This is a genomic window from Mucilaginibacter psychrotolerans (assembly GCF_004519315.1).
In the GTDB taxonomy this organism is placed as follows: Bacteria; Bacteroidota; Bacteroidia; order Sphingobacteriales; family Sphingobacteriaceae; genus Mucilaginibacter; species Mucilaginibacter psychrotolerans.
Map to the genome: position 1 here is coordinate 11,797 of NZ_SOZE01000036.1, position 16,864 is coordinate 28,660.

Here is a 16,864-nt window from a genome sequence, read left to right on the forward strand (position 1 = left end):
TTTTAGATTTCCAGACCACGTGAAGACTTAATAGTGTATAATTTTGAATAGAAAGTTCAAAACGCCGATTATGTGGCAATTGACAAATTCAATACTCACATGGCTGATTACCTCAATTATTTGCTTTTCCGTATTAACGTTCTCCTTTGGCGGGGAGGTTTTTATTTATGCTAATAAACTAAATTACGTTCTGCTTGTCGCAGGGGTGGCAGCCTTTATTGTTCCGCATACTTTCAACATTACTCAGTTCAAAAACTGCGTCGTTAAAATTCAGTTCATCGATTTTGCTATTGCAATTTGGTTAGGTTACATTATTTGCCATTCCTTATATAATAACCGATATCTACTCGATCATAAACATCTTACACTTTTCTTGGTATGCACCTTTTATCTACTGGCTAGGGTAAATAGATCATTTGGCAATTTAAACTGCAATTTCAAAATCCTTGTTCGAAGTATGATACTTTTAACTATTGTAGAATCAGGAATTGCCCTGCTTCAATTCCTTAAATACATCCCTTCACTCAATCCCTTATTTTCAATCACCGGAACTTTCAAAAATCCCGCCCCAATGGCTATGTGCTTAGCTGCAATATTTCCTTGCGTTATCTACGGTAGCTTCAGTAGCTGGATAAAATATTGGAAAATAGTTTCATTAATAGGGATTTTGTCTTCCGGCTTAGTTATTTGCCTTTCCGGCAACAGGGCATCGGTAATCGCGTCCTTAATTGTATCACTGCTTTTTAAGCTATATTTTCATAAAACGAAAATAAAAGGAGTGGTAACGGGAATTAAGTATAAACGTATAACACTAATCTCATCGCTAATAATAGTTATTCTCATAACATTAAGTTCTACAGTCAAACTCTATCAGTTAAATCTTAAATCTTCAGAAACCAGATTATTCGTTTGGGAACTAACCATGGAAAAAATAGGCGACCGGCCTTTGTTCGGGATTGGTTATGGTGCATTCAAAGAAAATTTTAATAAATGGCAAACAGAGAAAATCTTAGATGATATTTCTATACTGAAAAAAAGCTATTACAGTAAAAACACGCTAAATGACTTTGCAGGATATATCCGTATGGCCTATAATGAATATATAGAGATGGCATCAGAAATAGGTATAGTGGGATTAGGAATATTTTTAATTATAATATTTACGCCGCTATTTAAATCTTGCTCATCGCTGACCGCTAAGTTTTCAATGGAATTGTTTGTACCATTTGCGGGGTTGATTGTTCTTTTAATAGAGGGACTATTTTCATACCCGTTCTATTCACTCCCTACGTTCTTACTGCTTTTTTTTTACCTTTCATGGCTGACAAATGAAAACACTTATACTAAAAGTTTTATCTATGTCAATAAAGTGAAAATTAATATTATAAGTCTTTTTTTCGGTCTTTGGGGATTGAGTTTTATAGCTTTCGCAACTATTAAAATTCACGCTTTCAATAGCTATAATACAGCAAATAGATCAGGACTTGAAAACGACAATATAAAAGCTCAAATAAGCTATCGAAACGCCTACTCCGCGTTAAAAAATGAGCCTTTATTTTTGATCGATTACAGTAATTGTCTAATAAAAAACGGTAATAATGATTTGGCGTTTAAATATCTGAAACAAGCTGAGTCAACGGATAATGATCCCAGGATCTTTGTCTTATTAGGAAATATCTCATTGCAACGGTATCGCTTCAAAGATGCAGAACGGTATTACCAAATAGCTAACAGCATTATTCCATCTCAAATATATCCCCAATTTCTATTAGTTAGGTTATATTTGATGAGCAATCAACTTCCAAAAGCGTTGGCTTTGGCTAAAAGCATTGTTATGCATAAGCCAAAAATCAGAAACGATATAACAGATCAAATACATCAGGATTTATTAAAAATTATTGAAGATATAGAGTAAGTGTTTCATTTTAAAACTTCTATCGATACATTCTTGTAAATTTAACCTATTCATAACCTAACAGGCATCATCACAAATAGTAATTAATGCGATCTTTTATCATTTATACGTTTGGTATTTTCTTCGTTCTTTTCGCCAGTCAGGGTTGTAAAGAGAAAAGTGCATCTAATCTGCAATTGGAACAGGGTATAATTCGCATTAGCAAAGATTTCGCACTAGATCATATTTCATTTTTAATGGCATTTGACGATGATATATCCTCATCTGATTTAAACAATGACATGCAATTGGAAGCGGATACTCAATTATACCGTGACATTATCAAAGAGTACAGCGCGCCAATTTTACTTGATTCTTTGATGAAAGGTCCTGTCATTAAAGATTCCGTTAAGTCAGTCAAGTTAACATCCGCCAGGAGTTTTAATAATTTAAATGTGCAAGATTTAATTGCAGTGCCGGCAAATTTAAATGATCCTGTTTATGTTAATCTTCCTGATCGGGCCCGTGCCGTTGCCACAGCAATCGGAAAAGGCAATTTAGCAATCGGGAATTTGAATATTGAAAGATTCAACAAAGAGGATTTAAACTTAGATAATGAGTCTGAATGCAAGTATTTTTTTAAAAACTTATTAAAAGTATCACAGGGCTTCGATAGAGAACAGGCTGCATTAAATCTTCGGGACACAAACGTCAATAATCTTTCACCATGCTGGTATACGCAGAATCTTAAGTCTTTCTTCGGCTGGCAGATACTTCGCTTTCAAGGTCAAACTGTTTTATGGAATTTTTACAAAAAAGGAAAAGATAATATCATTCTTATTAAGGTCCCAAGTCACGGTTTTTTCTTTGCAATGGCCTATCGGTCAAAATATATTCCCTCGCCAATTTCATATAACCAGAGTGACCTTTTACAGTCTCCGATTGCATTGGAAATACTCCAGTATATCATGAAGCCTGTTGGCATATTCAACATTGATTTTGCAGGTAGTAATTACAATGAAATAGGAAGGCAAATTGATGAACAAAGGGAATCCCCTTATTATTTTTTTGCAGTCAAAAAACTTTTAGCATATTCTCGTTATTACGGAGCTAAAGGCCTCCCCAAGAAGTCCAAACAGCTTTATACTTTATACAAAAAGTCATTATACGACCCAGTGCAGGCTGATTACATCAATGAAAACCCTTTAGCGGTTGTTAACTATGTTTCAGATAATATCAATAGTGAAACCCTTTTTGAATTAAAAAACGATTCAACAGTCAAAATTTTTGCACAAGGCCAATTTTCTAAAAAGCAGGTTTCAGCTCAAAACGCCTTTAAATACGATAATATTCAGATGTTTTTTAATTATTCCCAAACAATTGTCAAGGATGAGGAAGATGTTCAGCTATTTGAATTTAATTATATGTTCCCTAAAATCGGATACAGTCCTGCGGAAGGGGCACCGGTTAGCTGGATGGATTCAACGAAAATACGATATATTTTTTCTAATCCCGAGATCAACACCTATTACCTGGAGGTCATGATGCCCAGGAGCGAAATTCAAGGTTTAGCGACCAGCAACCTAAAGCTAAATATTTTAGTTAACGACAGCGATCTGGAAGAGTGCAATAGGGAAAGTGTATTATCACTTCTTATAAAAAATGGCATCAGCTGTTTTGATGCCTCGAAAATGGCCCTTTTGGTCAAACAAAAAAATAAAGATCTATTCATCCCCGGAACCGTGAACACAACAAGATCAAATGCCAGGCTGAAAATTGATGGCAAGGCGGATCCAGCTTGGAATACGGTTGATTCTATAAAAATAGAGATTCCCTATGTAAATCACGTGACCGAGTTTGACCACTCCGCGAGTTTTAAGACTTTATATGACGAAAATAATCTTTACTTTCTTTTCCGGGTAAAAGATAACGTGAAGAATGAATTAGGTATAATAACGAGAGATAAGTGCTGGGTCGAAGATGCCCGCAGTGGCGAAATAGTATGGAAAATGAATGCCACTTCAGCAGATTTGCCACCTGCATTTTTTACTACCGCAGAGGTTCGGTTAAAAGCGGGAAGGTATAAACTTAGGTATACATCTGATAAGACCCATTCTTTTGCCGGATGGCTTGGTCAGCCCTGTGAATCATTGTTTTACGGCGCTTATGTCTACTAAAAAACATTTCCATATGCCTACGGTAAATAGTAAAATGGCATATTTTCAAAAAGCAATATGCTTCATGAGCATTATCTTGATCTTGGCTATGGATTCTTGTCAACAAATGCACGAGGATTCTTCACAAATAGGTGCTGATAGTTTAGAAACGATAAGCTACCAGTCTGTATTAGACAGGTATGATAAACCTCAGGATAGTCTCAAACGGAATGCTGCCGAGTTTTTGATCTATAATCTTTCCAGGCACGCAGGATATTATGGTGATGACATTAGAATACTGTCAGAAGTATTTATGGCAATAGATACCCTGGCATATCATACCGACAATGTTCAGGATTTTGTCAAGAACCAGATATTAGATTCCATTTTGAGAATTAATGAGGGGAGATTGCCTGCCCATGGAAATGAGATCAGTGATGATAAAAAGGTGACGCCCGGATTTCTTTACAATAATATCGAGTTTGCTTTTAAAGCATGGCAAACAGCGCCATGGAGAGATAGTATTGCATTTTCAGACTTCTGCGAATATATTTTACCTTACAGGGTACGAAATGAACAGGTGGAATTCTGGCGGCCGCAAACTTACATGGATAATTTGATCGACATTAAAAATGCGCCCAAGCCAAAGGAACTTCGATCGGTATTCGACTATTTGAAGAGTAATATAGAGTCAACTACCACCTTAAACAGTTACTTCGCACATAAATACCCTTTTACACAAAATTTCAGCAACACTTTGAAAGCCAGAATTGGCGCGTGTGAAACTACGACTGCGTTCACCATTAGTAATTTGAGATCTGTTGGAGTACCTGCCGCACTTGATTATATACCTCATTGGGGAAACACCAACAACAAGAATCACTATGTGGTCAAATTAATCGAAAAAAGAGTTAAAAAGCATCAGTTTTCCAACGTAAATGCGCCGATCAACACCTGGGGGATTGTCGACTTTTCATCAGATTACAGCAGGGACCGTCACTTTTTCAGAGATGACGAAATCCCAAAAGGCATGCGCATCCAATACATCAAAACAATTCCTAAAATATACAGATATACTTTTTCCGAAAATGTGATCTTAAAAGAGATCAATGAAACCGTGCCTCAGGAGTTTATCACCCAGTTATTCTCTAAATCCAACCTGAAAGATGTAACTGATGAATATATGCAATCCTCCACTATTATGGTCGATATTAAACCTGAATATGAAAAAAAACAGGTGGCTTACCTGTGTGTCTTTGATGTTGACGGATGGCAGCCTGTTGCTATCAGCAGGATCAGTTCAGGCCGGGCCTTTTTTGATAAAGTTGGAAATTACATCATGTATCTTCCTGCGGTTTATGACCGGGGTAATATTATTCCAACGGGAGCCCCATTTTTTCTCGATTCACTGAATTTAATTCATGAAGTTAAACAAGGGCCGAACAATTATCGTCAAACTAAGCTGATCCGGAAAGCACCACTTTATTCCTACACTGCCTATCATACAGAAGCACTCAAAGGCGGCCGTTTTGAAGGTGCAAACGATAAGGATTTTAAAGATGCAATTATATTATACCAAATTGAGAATTTCCCTTTTTACATGAACGTCATTCAGGTGAAGCAAAATAAACAGTTCCGGTATCTGCGTTACGTAGCACCAACTGGTCGTAAATTTGAGCCGGATAATATTGCTGAGATCCAATTTTTTGGTAGCGATACAAGTCAATCTTTAAAAGGTGAATTTATAGGCAAGACGGATGGAAGCTGGGGCAATGGAATCGACAAAGCTTTTGATCATGACTTGGGAACATATTATGAAAGTACAGCTACAAATGACGTATGGATTGGAATTGACCTGGGTAAAAGTGAAAGAATCACAACTATCAAGTTCTGTCCCCGGAATGACACCAATTGTATTTTACCAGGAAATGAATATGAGCTGTTTTTCTGGAATAATAAATGGCAATCCCTCGGAAGGAAGAAAGCCACCACATATAACCTTGAATATGAAAAAGTTCCGGATAATGCTTTGCTCTGGTTAAAATGTCACAGTGGTGGGCGGGAAGAGCGGATATTTACGATTAATGAAGGCATCCAGCAATGGTGGTAACAATGCTCAATAATTTAACTTTATATATATTGTAATGGGTGTTTTGAGACTATTGCTGGCTTTGTCTGTTGTGGCTTCCCATATCGGACCAATATTCGGCTTTCAAATGACTGGCGGTTCATTGGCTGTGCAATCATTTTTTATGATTTCAGGATTTTATATGTCGTTGATCCTGAATGAAAAGTATATCGGCATAAACAGCTCATTCAAATTATTTATTACAAACAGGCTGTTAAAAATATATCCGCTTTATTTTTCAGTATTGATATTGAGCTTACTTGTTTGTTTAATCGTTGGTTTTACGTCCGCGGACCACGATATACCCGTTTTTAATCTTTACGAGGCTACAAAACCTAATGGGTTAACCTGGGCATATCTTATCACAACCAATATCATTATCTGGGGACAGGATATTGTCATGTTTATGGGAATTAGTCCTCAAAATGGGGCTTTATATTTAACGGGTAACTTCTGGAATACTTCACCCGCCCTATACAATTTTCTATTTATACCCCAGGGCTGGTCTTTAGCCCTTGAGCTCACCTTTTACTTATGCGCACCATATCTCCTAAGGAAAAGGACAAGTTGGATACTTACTGTAGTCATGCTTTCACTTTTAATCAGAATAGTGACATTTTATTCGCTCAGTCTACAGAATGATCCATGGACTTATCGGTTCTTTCCATGTGAACTGATGTTCTTCTTATTAGGGGCAATTTCCTACAGGATTTATACTGAATATAGAGACATTAAAATACCAACGTATGCAGGTCTAATTTTACAAACTTCTATTATTGTTATTACTATAGCATTTGCACTATTACCACAATTTCCTATCCAGGCATTTCATTTTCAGGTCCGCGATGTTTTGTATCTTTTTTTGATATTAATATCAATGCCGTTTCTTTTTATCTTTACTAAAAATTATAGGTTCGATTCAAAGATCGGTGAATTGTCTTACACGGTCTATCTGGTACACTTGTTAGTGGCCAAATTGCTTTATACATTCGGTCCTGAATTGTTAAAAACCCCCGCCTTCATCGCCCTTATATCTATCTTATTAAGCTTTTTTTTAAATCTCGCAATCGCAGTCCCAATTGAAAGGCAACGGCAAAAAAGAATCAAGAAAATCGATGTTGCCCAAGTTGGAGTACTATAAAATTAAATTTGTTCAAACGCATTGCCGCAATTTCGCATCGTTACAACCTGCTGAAAATCAATAAGTAGAGAGCTTACTGGAGATGTAATTTTCGTTATTTATCAGAATTTGCCGTTACTTGTCAAAAAATGACCAAGCGGTTATAAGCTGACAATATCATGTACGTGATTAAAAAATGTCTCTTCTTTTCCTAGGTTGGTTTTCAGGTAAAATTTTAATTGGTAATCGTATAACTCGTCGTATTCCGCCAGTTCTATCTGGTAAACCTTTAAGAGGAAAAAGTTGTCTTCCAACTTTCTATTACTGAACCATGGCCTACCAATATCATATTGATGAGGAGAAAAATCGAAGGGACTGCGGAACTTGAAGTGGTTATTATATATCGGCATAGCAGTATGCATATATTGAACAACGCCAAAAATGGTGATAAGGTTTAAATGGTTTAAACTCCATAATAATCGCGGGGTTCGATTCCCCTATGGGCTAACGATTTATCTCAGCCCCAACAGGACAAAAGTCGAACCGCCTTCTCATTGATTTATACATTTCGCAGCGATGTAAGTCGGTTCAAGCCGATTATGGGAGCCGCAAATGGGCAAACACGAGAAATTCGTCGCTTGCTCTATCTTTTTTGCTTATTTGCTTTTTACCAGGCAGATACAAATTGGTGAATGGTGAATTAATCTGATGGTAACAGGTCAGTCCGATACTTTTTGGTGATTTCCTCCGCCAGTATAATGCCGTCTTCAATAGCATTTTCCATCCCATAATTAAAATGCAAGGATGCTATCCTGCCGGTAATATAAAGGTTTCTAAACCCGACCAATTGATCTAACAGCTTAGTCCGGCTATCCTCCAGATCTAAATCGGGAATTTGGAATGCATCTGCAACCTTCTTTATGGTATGATCGATTACATTTAAATTGATGTATAGATTCGTTTTTTTTATTTCCTGCTCCAAAAAAAGCATTAAATCACTATCGCCGTAATTCCATATCAAGTCAGTTTTATCGCACCATATTTCAACTAAAAGTATGTTAAAGGTGTCTGACTCATCAGGTTTAAACTCGTTAAAATTTGTGATTCTTGTAATCTTTATCAGATCTGAATAGATATAAATACATTGGCCTTCGGCAGCTTGGTCAAAATGTACTTTTAAATATACGAGGATGTCACTCCTGAAGTTCATTGCTGCGTGTGGTATAATAGAGAGGCCTTCCTGCGTTTTTAATAAGCCAATTAGCGATAGAACCGGGATAGTGCAAATAATAAGGTCATATTCCTTGGTAGTTCCATCGGCCAAAACCAATTGAGTTCTGCTGTCTTGGGACGCCGTGCTTACCAATTTATTGATGGAAATCCCTAAATAAAATTTTCCGCCTTGTAACTCAGTTTGGCATTTTAGTGCATTCCACAGATCGGAAAAGCCATTGGTGGGATAGACGTAATTTGCAGGTTCTTTTTTAGTTGGAGCCGCTGAGTTAATTTGCGTGCAATTAAACGTACCGGCGAAGAAAAGTCATTAAACCCTAAAAGCGCTTTAGCAAACACATCTGATACCTGGTCGCTGTTCAGCGACCATAACTTGGCCGAAAAACTTTCAAAAAAGTTTTTGTACAAAAATTCGCCCAGATATTTTTTAACAAATATGCCGGCAGTACCATTGTTAGGCGTTGGGGCAGAGAACACTTGTTTTAGCATACCGGCTGTTGCTGCTAATAATTGCTTAACGCTAAGTTTTTTGATAAGATCTGCCGGGCCTGGAGGGTATATAAAAAGTTTGTTTAAGCTAAGGATAAATGTTCGGCGCTTATACGTCTTGTATTTTCCGGCAAGTGCTGTTAGTACCAATTCCTTCACGGCTGCCTTGTTACCGATATCTAAAAAATGAGGTCCGATTTCGATGTTCCTATCCCATAATCTGATCGATTTGGCAAAACCGCCAACGTCTTTAGCCGTATCGTAAACATCAACAACAAAGCCGTTTTTTGTAAGCTGATGGGCTGTGGTCAGCCCGGCGGGCCCTGCACCCAAAACTGCAATTTTGATTGGGTTTTTACTCATTATGATTGATTAAACAATAGGATTGATAATGGGTCCAAATCAATGATAAATTAATTTTTATTGACGGCATTTACTGATTGCAGTAATATCGCCAAATCTAATTTAAGCGAGAGTGAGCGGATGTAAAACAAATCGTATTTAAATTTCATACGTTCCTCATCTAAGGTGGTCGTATATCCCTGTCTAACTTGGGCAAGCCCCGTTATGCCTGGGCGTATCTCGTGCCGCTTATTATAATGGGGGATATTTTGCAAATAATAGTCGTAAAAATTAACCGGTACAGGGCGTGGACCAATCAAACTCATATCGCCTATCAGTATATTATACAACTGCGGTAATTCATCTAAGCGATACTTTCGGATAAATTTGCCGCTACGGGTAACACGCTCATCTGCCTCCAGGGTAAGGAAGGACGAGTCGGCACCTGTATACATGCTTCTGAATTTGTAGATTTTAAAAAGTTTGCCGTCTTTACCTGGGCGTAATTGATTGAAAAACACACTTCCTGCAGAATCGAATTTGATCCAGACAAATAAAAGCAAGAACAATACAATCAAAACTGGTAAAAATAACAGGATTAAAAGCACTTCTACACTTCTGCGAATAGCGAGGTATGTCCAGTTTACTTTATACTGTGAATCGCTCATTGTCTTAACCAGTTTGTTGTTCAGAAAGTATATCCTGTAGCGAAGTAAACTCAAAGTCCTGCAAAAGCCGTTCAATTTTACCGAAGGTTGATGCAAGGTTTGTATAATGCCTCATCGCCTTAAAGACAGGCAATTTGATACGAGGGATCTCCGTGTCTATCTCCCAGGGATGGGTATAAAAAATGTAGGACCTTCCTGATTTTATTACGCTGTTAACTAATTGTTTATAAAAAAAATAGGGTAAAAAGCGCAGGTACGCACCACCGCTGCAAGGTATGTTCCTATTAAATAGCACAGCGCAAGAAAGGGGGATTTCCGTTAACCCGTTTTGTGGCGAATAAATGGAAAGTGGCGCGTCGCCAATGCCATAATCAGGGTGTACACTAGTTGGGTATACCGACGAATCGTACGTAAATCCAAGTTTTTTAAGTATATCAAAGGCCCATTTTGTTGAATTTACAACCGTAAAGGCAGGGGCCCGGTAGCCGGTTGGTTTAACGCCGCAGGCACGTTCAATTGCATTGACCGACTTTAATAAGTCCTCTTCAAAAAAATCGGATGTTATACCAGTTAATAGTTTATGTGAATACCCGTGTGATGCTATCTCATGCCCATCAGCAGCAACTTTCTGTATCAGCTCCGGGTAACGGTCTGCTACCCAACCTAAAACAAAGAATGTCGCTTTACGGTTGTACTTTTTCAATAAATCTAACAGGCGTAGGGTAGGTGCCGTAACACGCCCTTCCTGCTTATCCCAGTCTTCATATTTAATTTCGCCTATCAGGTTATGAGAGCAAAACCAATCCTCTAAATCAACGGTAAAGGCATTCTTCATAGTTAATCACCAAGATGACTTTTTACGTCTAATTCTGTTAGCATCTCGTTTACGGATGTTTGCCATGAGATGAGGGGTGACCAGCCTGTTAATGCCCGGATTTTTTCTATATTGGGCTGCCTGCTGTGAATTTCAATTTTTCCGATCCTCTCCGGCGGTAACTTTGTATAAACTAATTCCGACTTGCTATTGCTGGTTTCAACAATGTACAACGCAAGCTCTTGAATAGTAGTGGTTACATCTTGGCCGATATTATATACATTGCCCCATGCTTTGGGTTCCTGTATTAATGCCGTTACCGCGGTTAAAAAATCTTTAACGTTACAAAACCCGCGTGTTTGTAGACCATCGCCATATAATGTTAATGGATTGCCGGATAGCGCCGCATCTATAAATGTGGGTACCACCATACCAAATTCTTTACGCTGCCCTTGGCCAATGACGTTAAAGAGCCTGGCTATAATTACCGGGACACCTTTTAGATTGTTATAATTAAGGCAACTTACCTCATTGGCCATTTTTGATATCACGTAGGCGCTGCGCCCTTGGTTAGTTGTATAAGCACTTAAAGGGTCGGTTTCAGCAAACGGGACGCCCTTAGACTGCCCATAAACTTCAGATGTGCTTGCAAAAAAAACTTTACATTCTTTTTTATGTGCAACGTCTAACACGGCTGTCATACTATCCAAGTTGTTTGTGAAAGTATCATGCGAATTGGCAAAAACTTTTTTTACTCCTACAGTAGCCGCTAAATGAAATATGATATCGCCTTCTGCCGCTTTATCAGCCCATGATGCATGATCTTGTACGCTACAGGTTATCGTGGTTAACTTTGGGTGATTTTTAACAGAGCTTAAATTATCTGCTGAGCCAGTAGAAAAATTATCAATAGCAACTATTTCGTAATTAAGTTTTAATAATTCTTTTGTAAGGTTTGAACCGATAAATCCGGCCGCGCCTGTGATAATCATTTTCATAGATGGGTAGACATACAGTCCATTCAATATACACTAATTATTTAATTTACAAGGCTATTGAATTGGCACTACAAGAGCCAAAAAATTACAACCCTGTATAATCCGAAACATTCCGATTTACGGTATACTTTAAATGTTCCAATCTGGATTTAGATCCTACCAAAAAACAACGACTTCAAAATCAAGAGGAATCACCGGGTGGGTGTTGACCGGCCTGATCAATATTTTCAAAAATCAAATAGTTACTGCAACAAAGCTGGAACAAGGAATATAATTTTTTAACCGGAAATACATATGATCTGTCAGTACATTGGGGGAATCACCCCCCACGCCGGCTGTAAAATCTGAGCTTACTTTTCAGCAACGCCAATTTACGGCTATCTGCTTTGCAGATTTAACTTATGATACCTGCTTCACCGAAACAGGTATCATAAGTCACTGAAGCATAACTGAAATTAGTTATCAATACATTCCTGTATGATAAAGCCACTCACGGTTGCTTTGTCAAACATCTGGTCATAACATGTAAAAACAATTTTCATTCCTTCATAACCGTCCGCCGCAGTGCCAGAAGTATCTGGCAGGCTATATAAACCTGGTTTTAGGTTAGTGATCTGAACAAATTGGGTGATGTTTTCACCGGGGTCGAAAATTGCAATTGATCCGTTATTTCCCTCGATCACTGTCCTTTGCCCATCATTGGTGTTATACTGCCAACCAGTGGTTATAACATTATAAATTTTTGTAGGGTCAGCTTTCAGCAGCGTAAATATCAATTTCTTCGCACCCATTACAGCGTTGGTTGCCCGAACAGTTGCAGGAAACAGGGAATTTAATGGATCGGTTATTTTTATCTGATTCCCGACAGTTGCATTGATCAAATCCTGCAAATGACTATCCGGATAGTGTTCGATGAAAGTGAAATTATAGCCGGTATCGACGTTATTGATATCTCTAACAGGAGTTACGCTATTGCTAGCGTTCCCGAACCTCGTTGACATATTGACGTCTGTCCAAGATGCCAGGCCGCTTGGCGAACCTGTAACAGCCAGGTTGATCTGCATAGTCTTGACAAGTAGATTGCTATCGTGGTAGCGGTTAGTGATCGCCTTATTAGTGAATCCGGCAAGCTTGACACCATATACTGATTCCAGCGTGCCATTGACTCCATCGTACGCCATTCTCAACACCGTTGACGGCGATGTAAATGCAGAGTTTAAATAAATGCGCATGACCGTGTTATCAGACGGGTCAAGCGTAATCGAAAGCCCCGAACGTAATGCCGGTGCGCCTGATACCGTTTCAATAATCGTAAAGTTACCCTGCTGGCCCGCCGGATCAGACATCGGTAAGCTGAACCTAAGTGTCAACCGATCGCCAGGGTAATTGGTTTCCACGCTGGTGATAACCGGGGCGGTAATCGTAATAGGGTCGGTTGTTTCGCTGGTTTTCAATGTGTAATCGCCATAGTCCAAACCCTTAAAGGCACGTAGTTTGTAGTAGTAAGTCGTATTGGCAGCCAGTCCAATATCTGTATAGTTGGATTCTGAAGCTGATATGGTAGCAATTTTCGAATAAGTGCCAGCCGGATCAGTTATGCTCCGCCACAATTCGAACCCTTGTATATAGGCAGTATCTGCCGCACCGTAAGACCACCCTAATTTAACAGTGCTTGGAGACTTACTAATTACAGCAAACCCGGATGGAACCGCGATGACTTTAGCAGTAACACCGCCATATACAGCAGATTGATCTGAAGAAATTGCCCCAACCTTAAACTGCAGCTTATAGAAATATGTCGTGTATTCATCGAGCCCTGTATCCGTAAAACTACCGTTATCAATGTAGGCGTCATGGATTTGCGTAAAATTTGCATCCGGTTGCAAGCTTCGTAAAATAACGGTACTGTTAAGGCCTATATTGGCATCCTTCCAGGAAAGGATCAGTTCTGAACTGGATGCGGCCCTTACAGTTACATCAGAAGGATTGATCAGTTTCGTGGCCCCGATCCTATTTGTATAAACGAACGTCGGCGTAGTCGTGATCTTGACATTGGCCTTGCGGATATCCCCGCTAACCTCGGTGCTAAGGCTTCCCGCTGTCCCGTTTTCTGCATGCGTGATATGAAGGTTTTCAAACTCCAGGTAGTTCACATTGATATCCGTTGCTTCGACGTAAATGTCTGCATGGAAGGTCGGATCATTGTATTTGCTTCCTAACCAAACTACCAGCATAGACTTTTTAGCAGGATCGTCAGAAGTATACGCAAAGCAATATAGTTCCGGATTGTTATTGTTTACGACTACATCTGCCGTCTGCGCAATACCGGCCACGACACATGCATGGGCAAACCGGTAACCAGCGATTGCCTTCCTGAATGCCACAGTATACCAATATGCTGTTAACGGCTGGTCCGTGGGGTTAATGCCGCTATTATCAAAGTAACCACTTGTTGCGAAGTTGCTGTATACTTCGGGAGTTGTCAGCGGGAACTGGCTTAAATAAGCATAGCCAAAATAAGCATATTGAATGAAACGATCAATTTGCATCCAGTCAGCAACTAAAAAAGCCCTCAATATGTAAACAGCTTTCATCCAACCCCGCGTTGCCAGATCGGGATGGTCCGGTGAGAACGCGCTGCCATAATGTTCATCGTAGCCGTATTCCCCTATCCAGAATTCTATGTTTTGCATCGTAGGGGTACTGGTCCTCCAGATAATATAGTCCTTAACGTAGTCCATAAAGTAGCCTTGTTCGGGCGGCAGGGAATATATACCGATAAGCCCATAGATACTTTGGCCACCGACAGATGTATTGTACAAGTGCTGCTGTATCGCATCTATCGGATAATCACCGTAGCCCCTGTTTACATCCCACCATCTAAACATAGCCTTGATGTAACCGATTTGATTTCCGGTTAAACCGGCCATCACAATCTTTGCATTAGGATCTACCTCCTTAATACCGAATCCGGGGCCTAATAAACCCTTATGCCCATCCCAGCAGGCAGAAATGATACAAGCCAGTTCTTCAGGATTTGTATAGCGGCTGTCACTTGTACTGGCAGCATCACACTCATTCAATCCAATCTCATAGTAACGAACGAGCCCCATCGACTTTTTAATCTCCTGGTCACTATTCAAACGGAAATAGCTATCTGGTATAACTGTTCCATCCTCATGCCCATGGCCCCACCTGGCAGCTACCTGGCCATAAAACTGGGCAATGAATTTATAATTCAAGGGGTTGGTTGTCTGAGTAATATCGACGGCACTTACCCCGGGATCGGTTGGCTTCCTTACTTTAGCGGCATCAAAAGTCGATCCGGCCGGCGCTAAAAATACAGGCCCGGATACCAGTGAAAATAAGATTTCAGCGCCGTTATCCTTGTAATCCTGCATTTTTTGATCGAAGTCCGTGGTCAATCCGTCGGAGGTGAGGTGGGCATGCCCTTTGAAGACATAATCAATATTGGCCGTTGTCAAAGAAGTTAACCCAGTAAGGGGTACCTGGTGTGCCGGATCATCAGGAAGAAAGAACACGTGATTGAAGTATACCCGTGTCATCGTAGACAGCTTACCTGTTTTGACAGGGTCATTGATGCTGATCACGTTTGTCCCGATCCGCTCTTTCAATGTCAGCATCGGCGTAGCACGTTTGTATTTAGTGCCGCTGATAGACATAGCTGTTTCTGCCCGCCCTGTGGCAATAGCGAGCGCGGCACTGAAGTTGGCGCTGCCGCCGCCGCCCGAATCCATGTATAGGCGGAAATACTTAACACTGTCAGGGTGCTCTATGCTGAAGGCGACCAACTCGTTTTTTGGCGGGGAGATCAGCCGCCCCCCGCTAAGCCAGTTTGTACCGTCGGGGCTCACATCCACAATGATGTCGTTGCCGCCTTCAGTCAAATATATCCATACCTTATTGAGCGTGTAAGACCCTTTAAGGTCAAAATAAACTGCTTCTAATTGATTATAGTAGCCCTTAAAAGAATCGGTGTGTACCATTTTCATCCCCTTACCTGGCGTCCCGCTTGGCACGCCATCAGTCAGGGCAATCCCGCTGTAATCTACTAATTGGCGGTGATCCAGAAGCTCTCCTGTTATTGGGTCTTTATCATAGGCGGTAGCATAAGCGGTTACCTGTTCAGGTGCGATCGGTATCAGTATGTCAGCGACCGGAACAGGTCCGGTAAGAGGCAAGGTAATGAAATTGACGATGTTTGATGCAGGCGCGGTATAAAGCTTCCCATAGGTGGTCTTATTGGCAACTACTACGATATAGTAGACCGTTTTCGGTGCCAGTTTGGTAAGGTTTAGGGTTTCGGTATCCCCCGGCCGACGTGGGACTAATTTGTTTTGGTAAATAGATAAATAGTTCAGGTGATTCAGGTCATTTATCGGGGCATTGCTGATGTAAACAGTATAATTATCAGCAAGTACCGTCTTTCCTTCATCGCCCGTCGGTGCGGTCCATTGCAGCTGGACTATGGAGCTGTCTATAAAGTTAACCTGCAGGTTGATTATCGCTGCCGGTGGCTGGATATTTATCGCGGCAACGATCACTTCAGCCGTCCAGGCGGTAAATCCAGACAGGTTTTCCCAGGTTAACTTGGTAACGGTATTTGGAGGCGTGGAAACCGGTGTTACCAGGCCTTTATTGTTTGGTGCAAGCGTGACATTATGTAATCCCGTGCTGTCCTGAATAATGATAAGTACACCTGCTTTGCCTGGATTCCGGTCTGTCACATCCAGGATAACATCCCGGGAAACGGTAATTTCTTCTATGCCTGATCCGACCCTGACGATTCCAACATTGTCAGGTTGCAGTGTATTGAAAGACTGCTGAACCAATCCCTGTTCGAAGCGGTTGCGCATCACCTTTAAAAGCTCACGCAGGTCTTTTCCCTGGGTTCTGTCCGGATTCGCCGGATCCGCGTCGTGATCTTTGATTACACTGTCGATGTACGAATTTGGAATTGGTTCTATTGTAGGCATAATTTTATATTTTATAGACTGTGCT

The 16,864-nt window shown here is 40.1% G+C and carries 11 protein-coding genes; 4 read left to right on the forward strand and 7 right to left on the reverse strand.

From position 1 onward, the window contains the following. Positions 1–43: 43 nt before the first annotated feature. From E2R66_RS23565 to E2R66_RS23580, 4 genes are all read left to right on the forward strand, one after another. Entirely contained in the window at positions 44–1,915 is a 1,872-nt protein-coding gene (locus tag E2R66_RS23565; protein WP_133235547.1) for an O-antigen ligase family protein, read from the forward strand. Positions 1,916–2,001: 86 nt separating this feature from the next. Continuing rightward, positions 2,002–4,071 (forward strand): sugar-binding protein, encoded by a 2,070-nt coding sequence (locus E2R66_RS23570; protein WP_133235549.1) that lies wholly within the window; start codon positions 2,002–2,004, stop codon positions 4,069–4,071. Continuing rightward, entirely contained in the window at positions 4,061–6,160 is a 2,100-nt protein-coding gene (locus E2R66_RS23575; protein WP_133235551.1) for a discoidin domain-containing protein, read from the forward strand. The genes E2R66_RS23570 and E2R66_RS23575 overlap by 11 nt, the downstream gene beginning before the upstream one ends. 34 nt (positions 6,161–6,194) lie before the next feature. Next, positions 6,195–7,319, forward strand: a complete 1,125-nt coding sequence (locus E2R66_RS23580; protein WP_133235553.1) for an acyltransferase family protein — start codon at positions 6,195–6,197, stop codon at positions 7,317–7,319. A 140-nt stretch (positions 7,320–7,459) separates the two neighbouring features. Here the strand turns inward: E2R66_RS23580 and E2R66_RS23585 are convergent, their stop codons facing one another. From E2R66_RS23585 to E2R66_RS23615, 7 genes are all read right to left on the reverse strand, one after another. Next, positions 7,460–7,708 carry a hypothetical protein gene (locus E2R66_RS23585; RefSeq protein ID WP_133235555.1) on the reverse strand — a complete coding sequence of 83 codons (249 nt, stop codon included), beginning with the start codon at positions 7,706–7,708 and terminating at the stop codon, positions 7,460–7,462. A 290-nt stretch (positions 7,709–7,998) separates the two neighbouring features. Further along, the gene (locus E2R66_RS23590) at positions 7,999–8,805 is read right to left on the reverse strand and encodes an FAD-dependent oxidoreductase (RefSeq protein ID WP_394347203.1); all 807 of its coding nucleotides are present in this window, start codon (positions 8,803–8,805) and stop codon (positions 7,999–8,001) included. Beyond that, on the reverse strand, positions 8,721–9,383 hold the full coding sequence (locus E2R66_RS23595) for an NAD(P)-binding protein (RefSeq protein ID WP_133235559.1): 663 nt from the start codon (positions 9,381–9,383) through the stop codon (positions 8,721–8,723). The genes E2R66_RS23590 and E2R66_RS23595 overlap by 85 nt, the downstream gene beginning before the upstream one ends. 50 nt (positions 9,384–9,433) lie before the next feature. Beyond that, positions 9,434–10,030 carry a sugar transferase gene (locus tag E2R66_RS23600; protein ID WP_133235561.1) on the reverse strand — a complete coding sequence of 199 codons (597 nt, stop codon included), beginning with the start codon at positions 10,028–10,030 and terminating at the stop codon, positions 9,434–9,436. A 4-nt stretch (positions 10,031–10,034) separates the two neighbouring features. Further along, on the reverse strand, positions 10,035–10,865 hold the full coding sequence (locus E2R66_RS23605) for an XrtA system polysaccharide deacetylase (RefSeq protein WP_133235563.1): 831 nt from the start codon (positions 10,863–10,865) through the stop codon (positions 10,035–10,037). Between the two features lie 2 nt (positions 10,866–10,867). Further along, a complete protein-coding gene (locus E2R66_RS23610) occupies positions 10,868–11,842 on the reverse strand; it encodes an NAD-dependent epimerase/dehydratase family protein (protein ID WP_133235565.1) in 975 nt (324 codons plus the stop codon). 455 nt (positions 11,843–12,297) lie between these two features. Next, complete coding sequence (locus tag E2R66_RS23615) at positions 12,298–16,839, reverse strand: fibronectin type III domain-containing protein (protein ID WP_133235567.1); 4,542 nt, start codon at positions 16,837–16,839, stop codon at positions 12,298–12,300. Between the last annotated feature and the right edge of the window lie 25 nt (positions 16,840–16,864).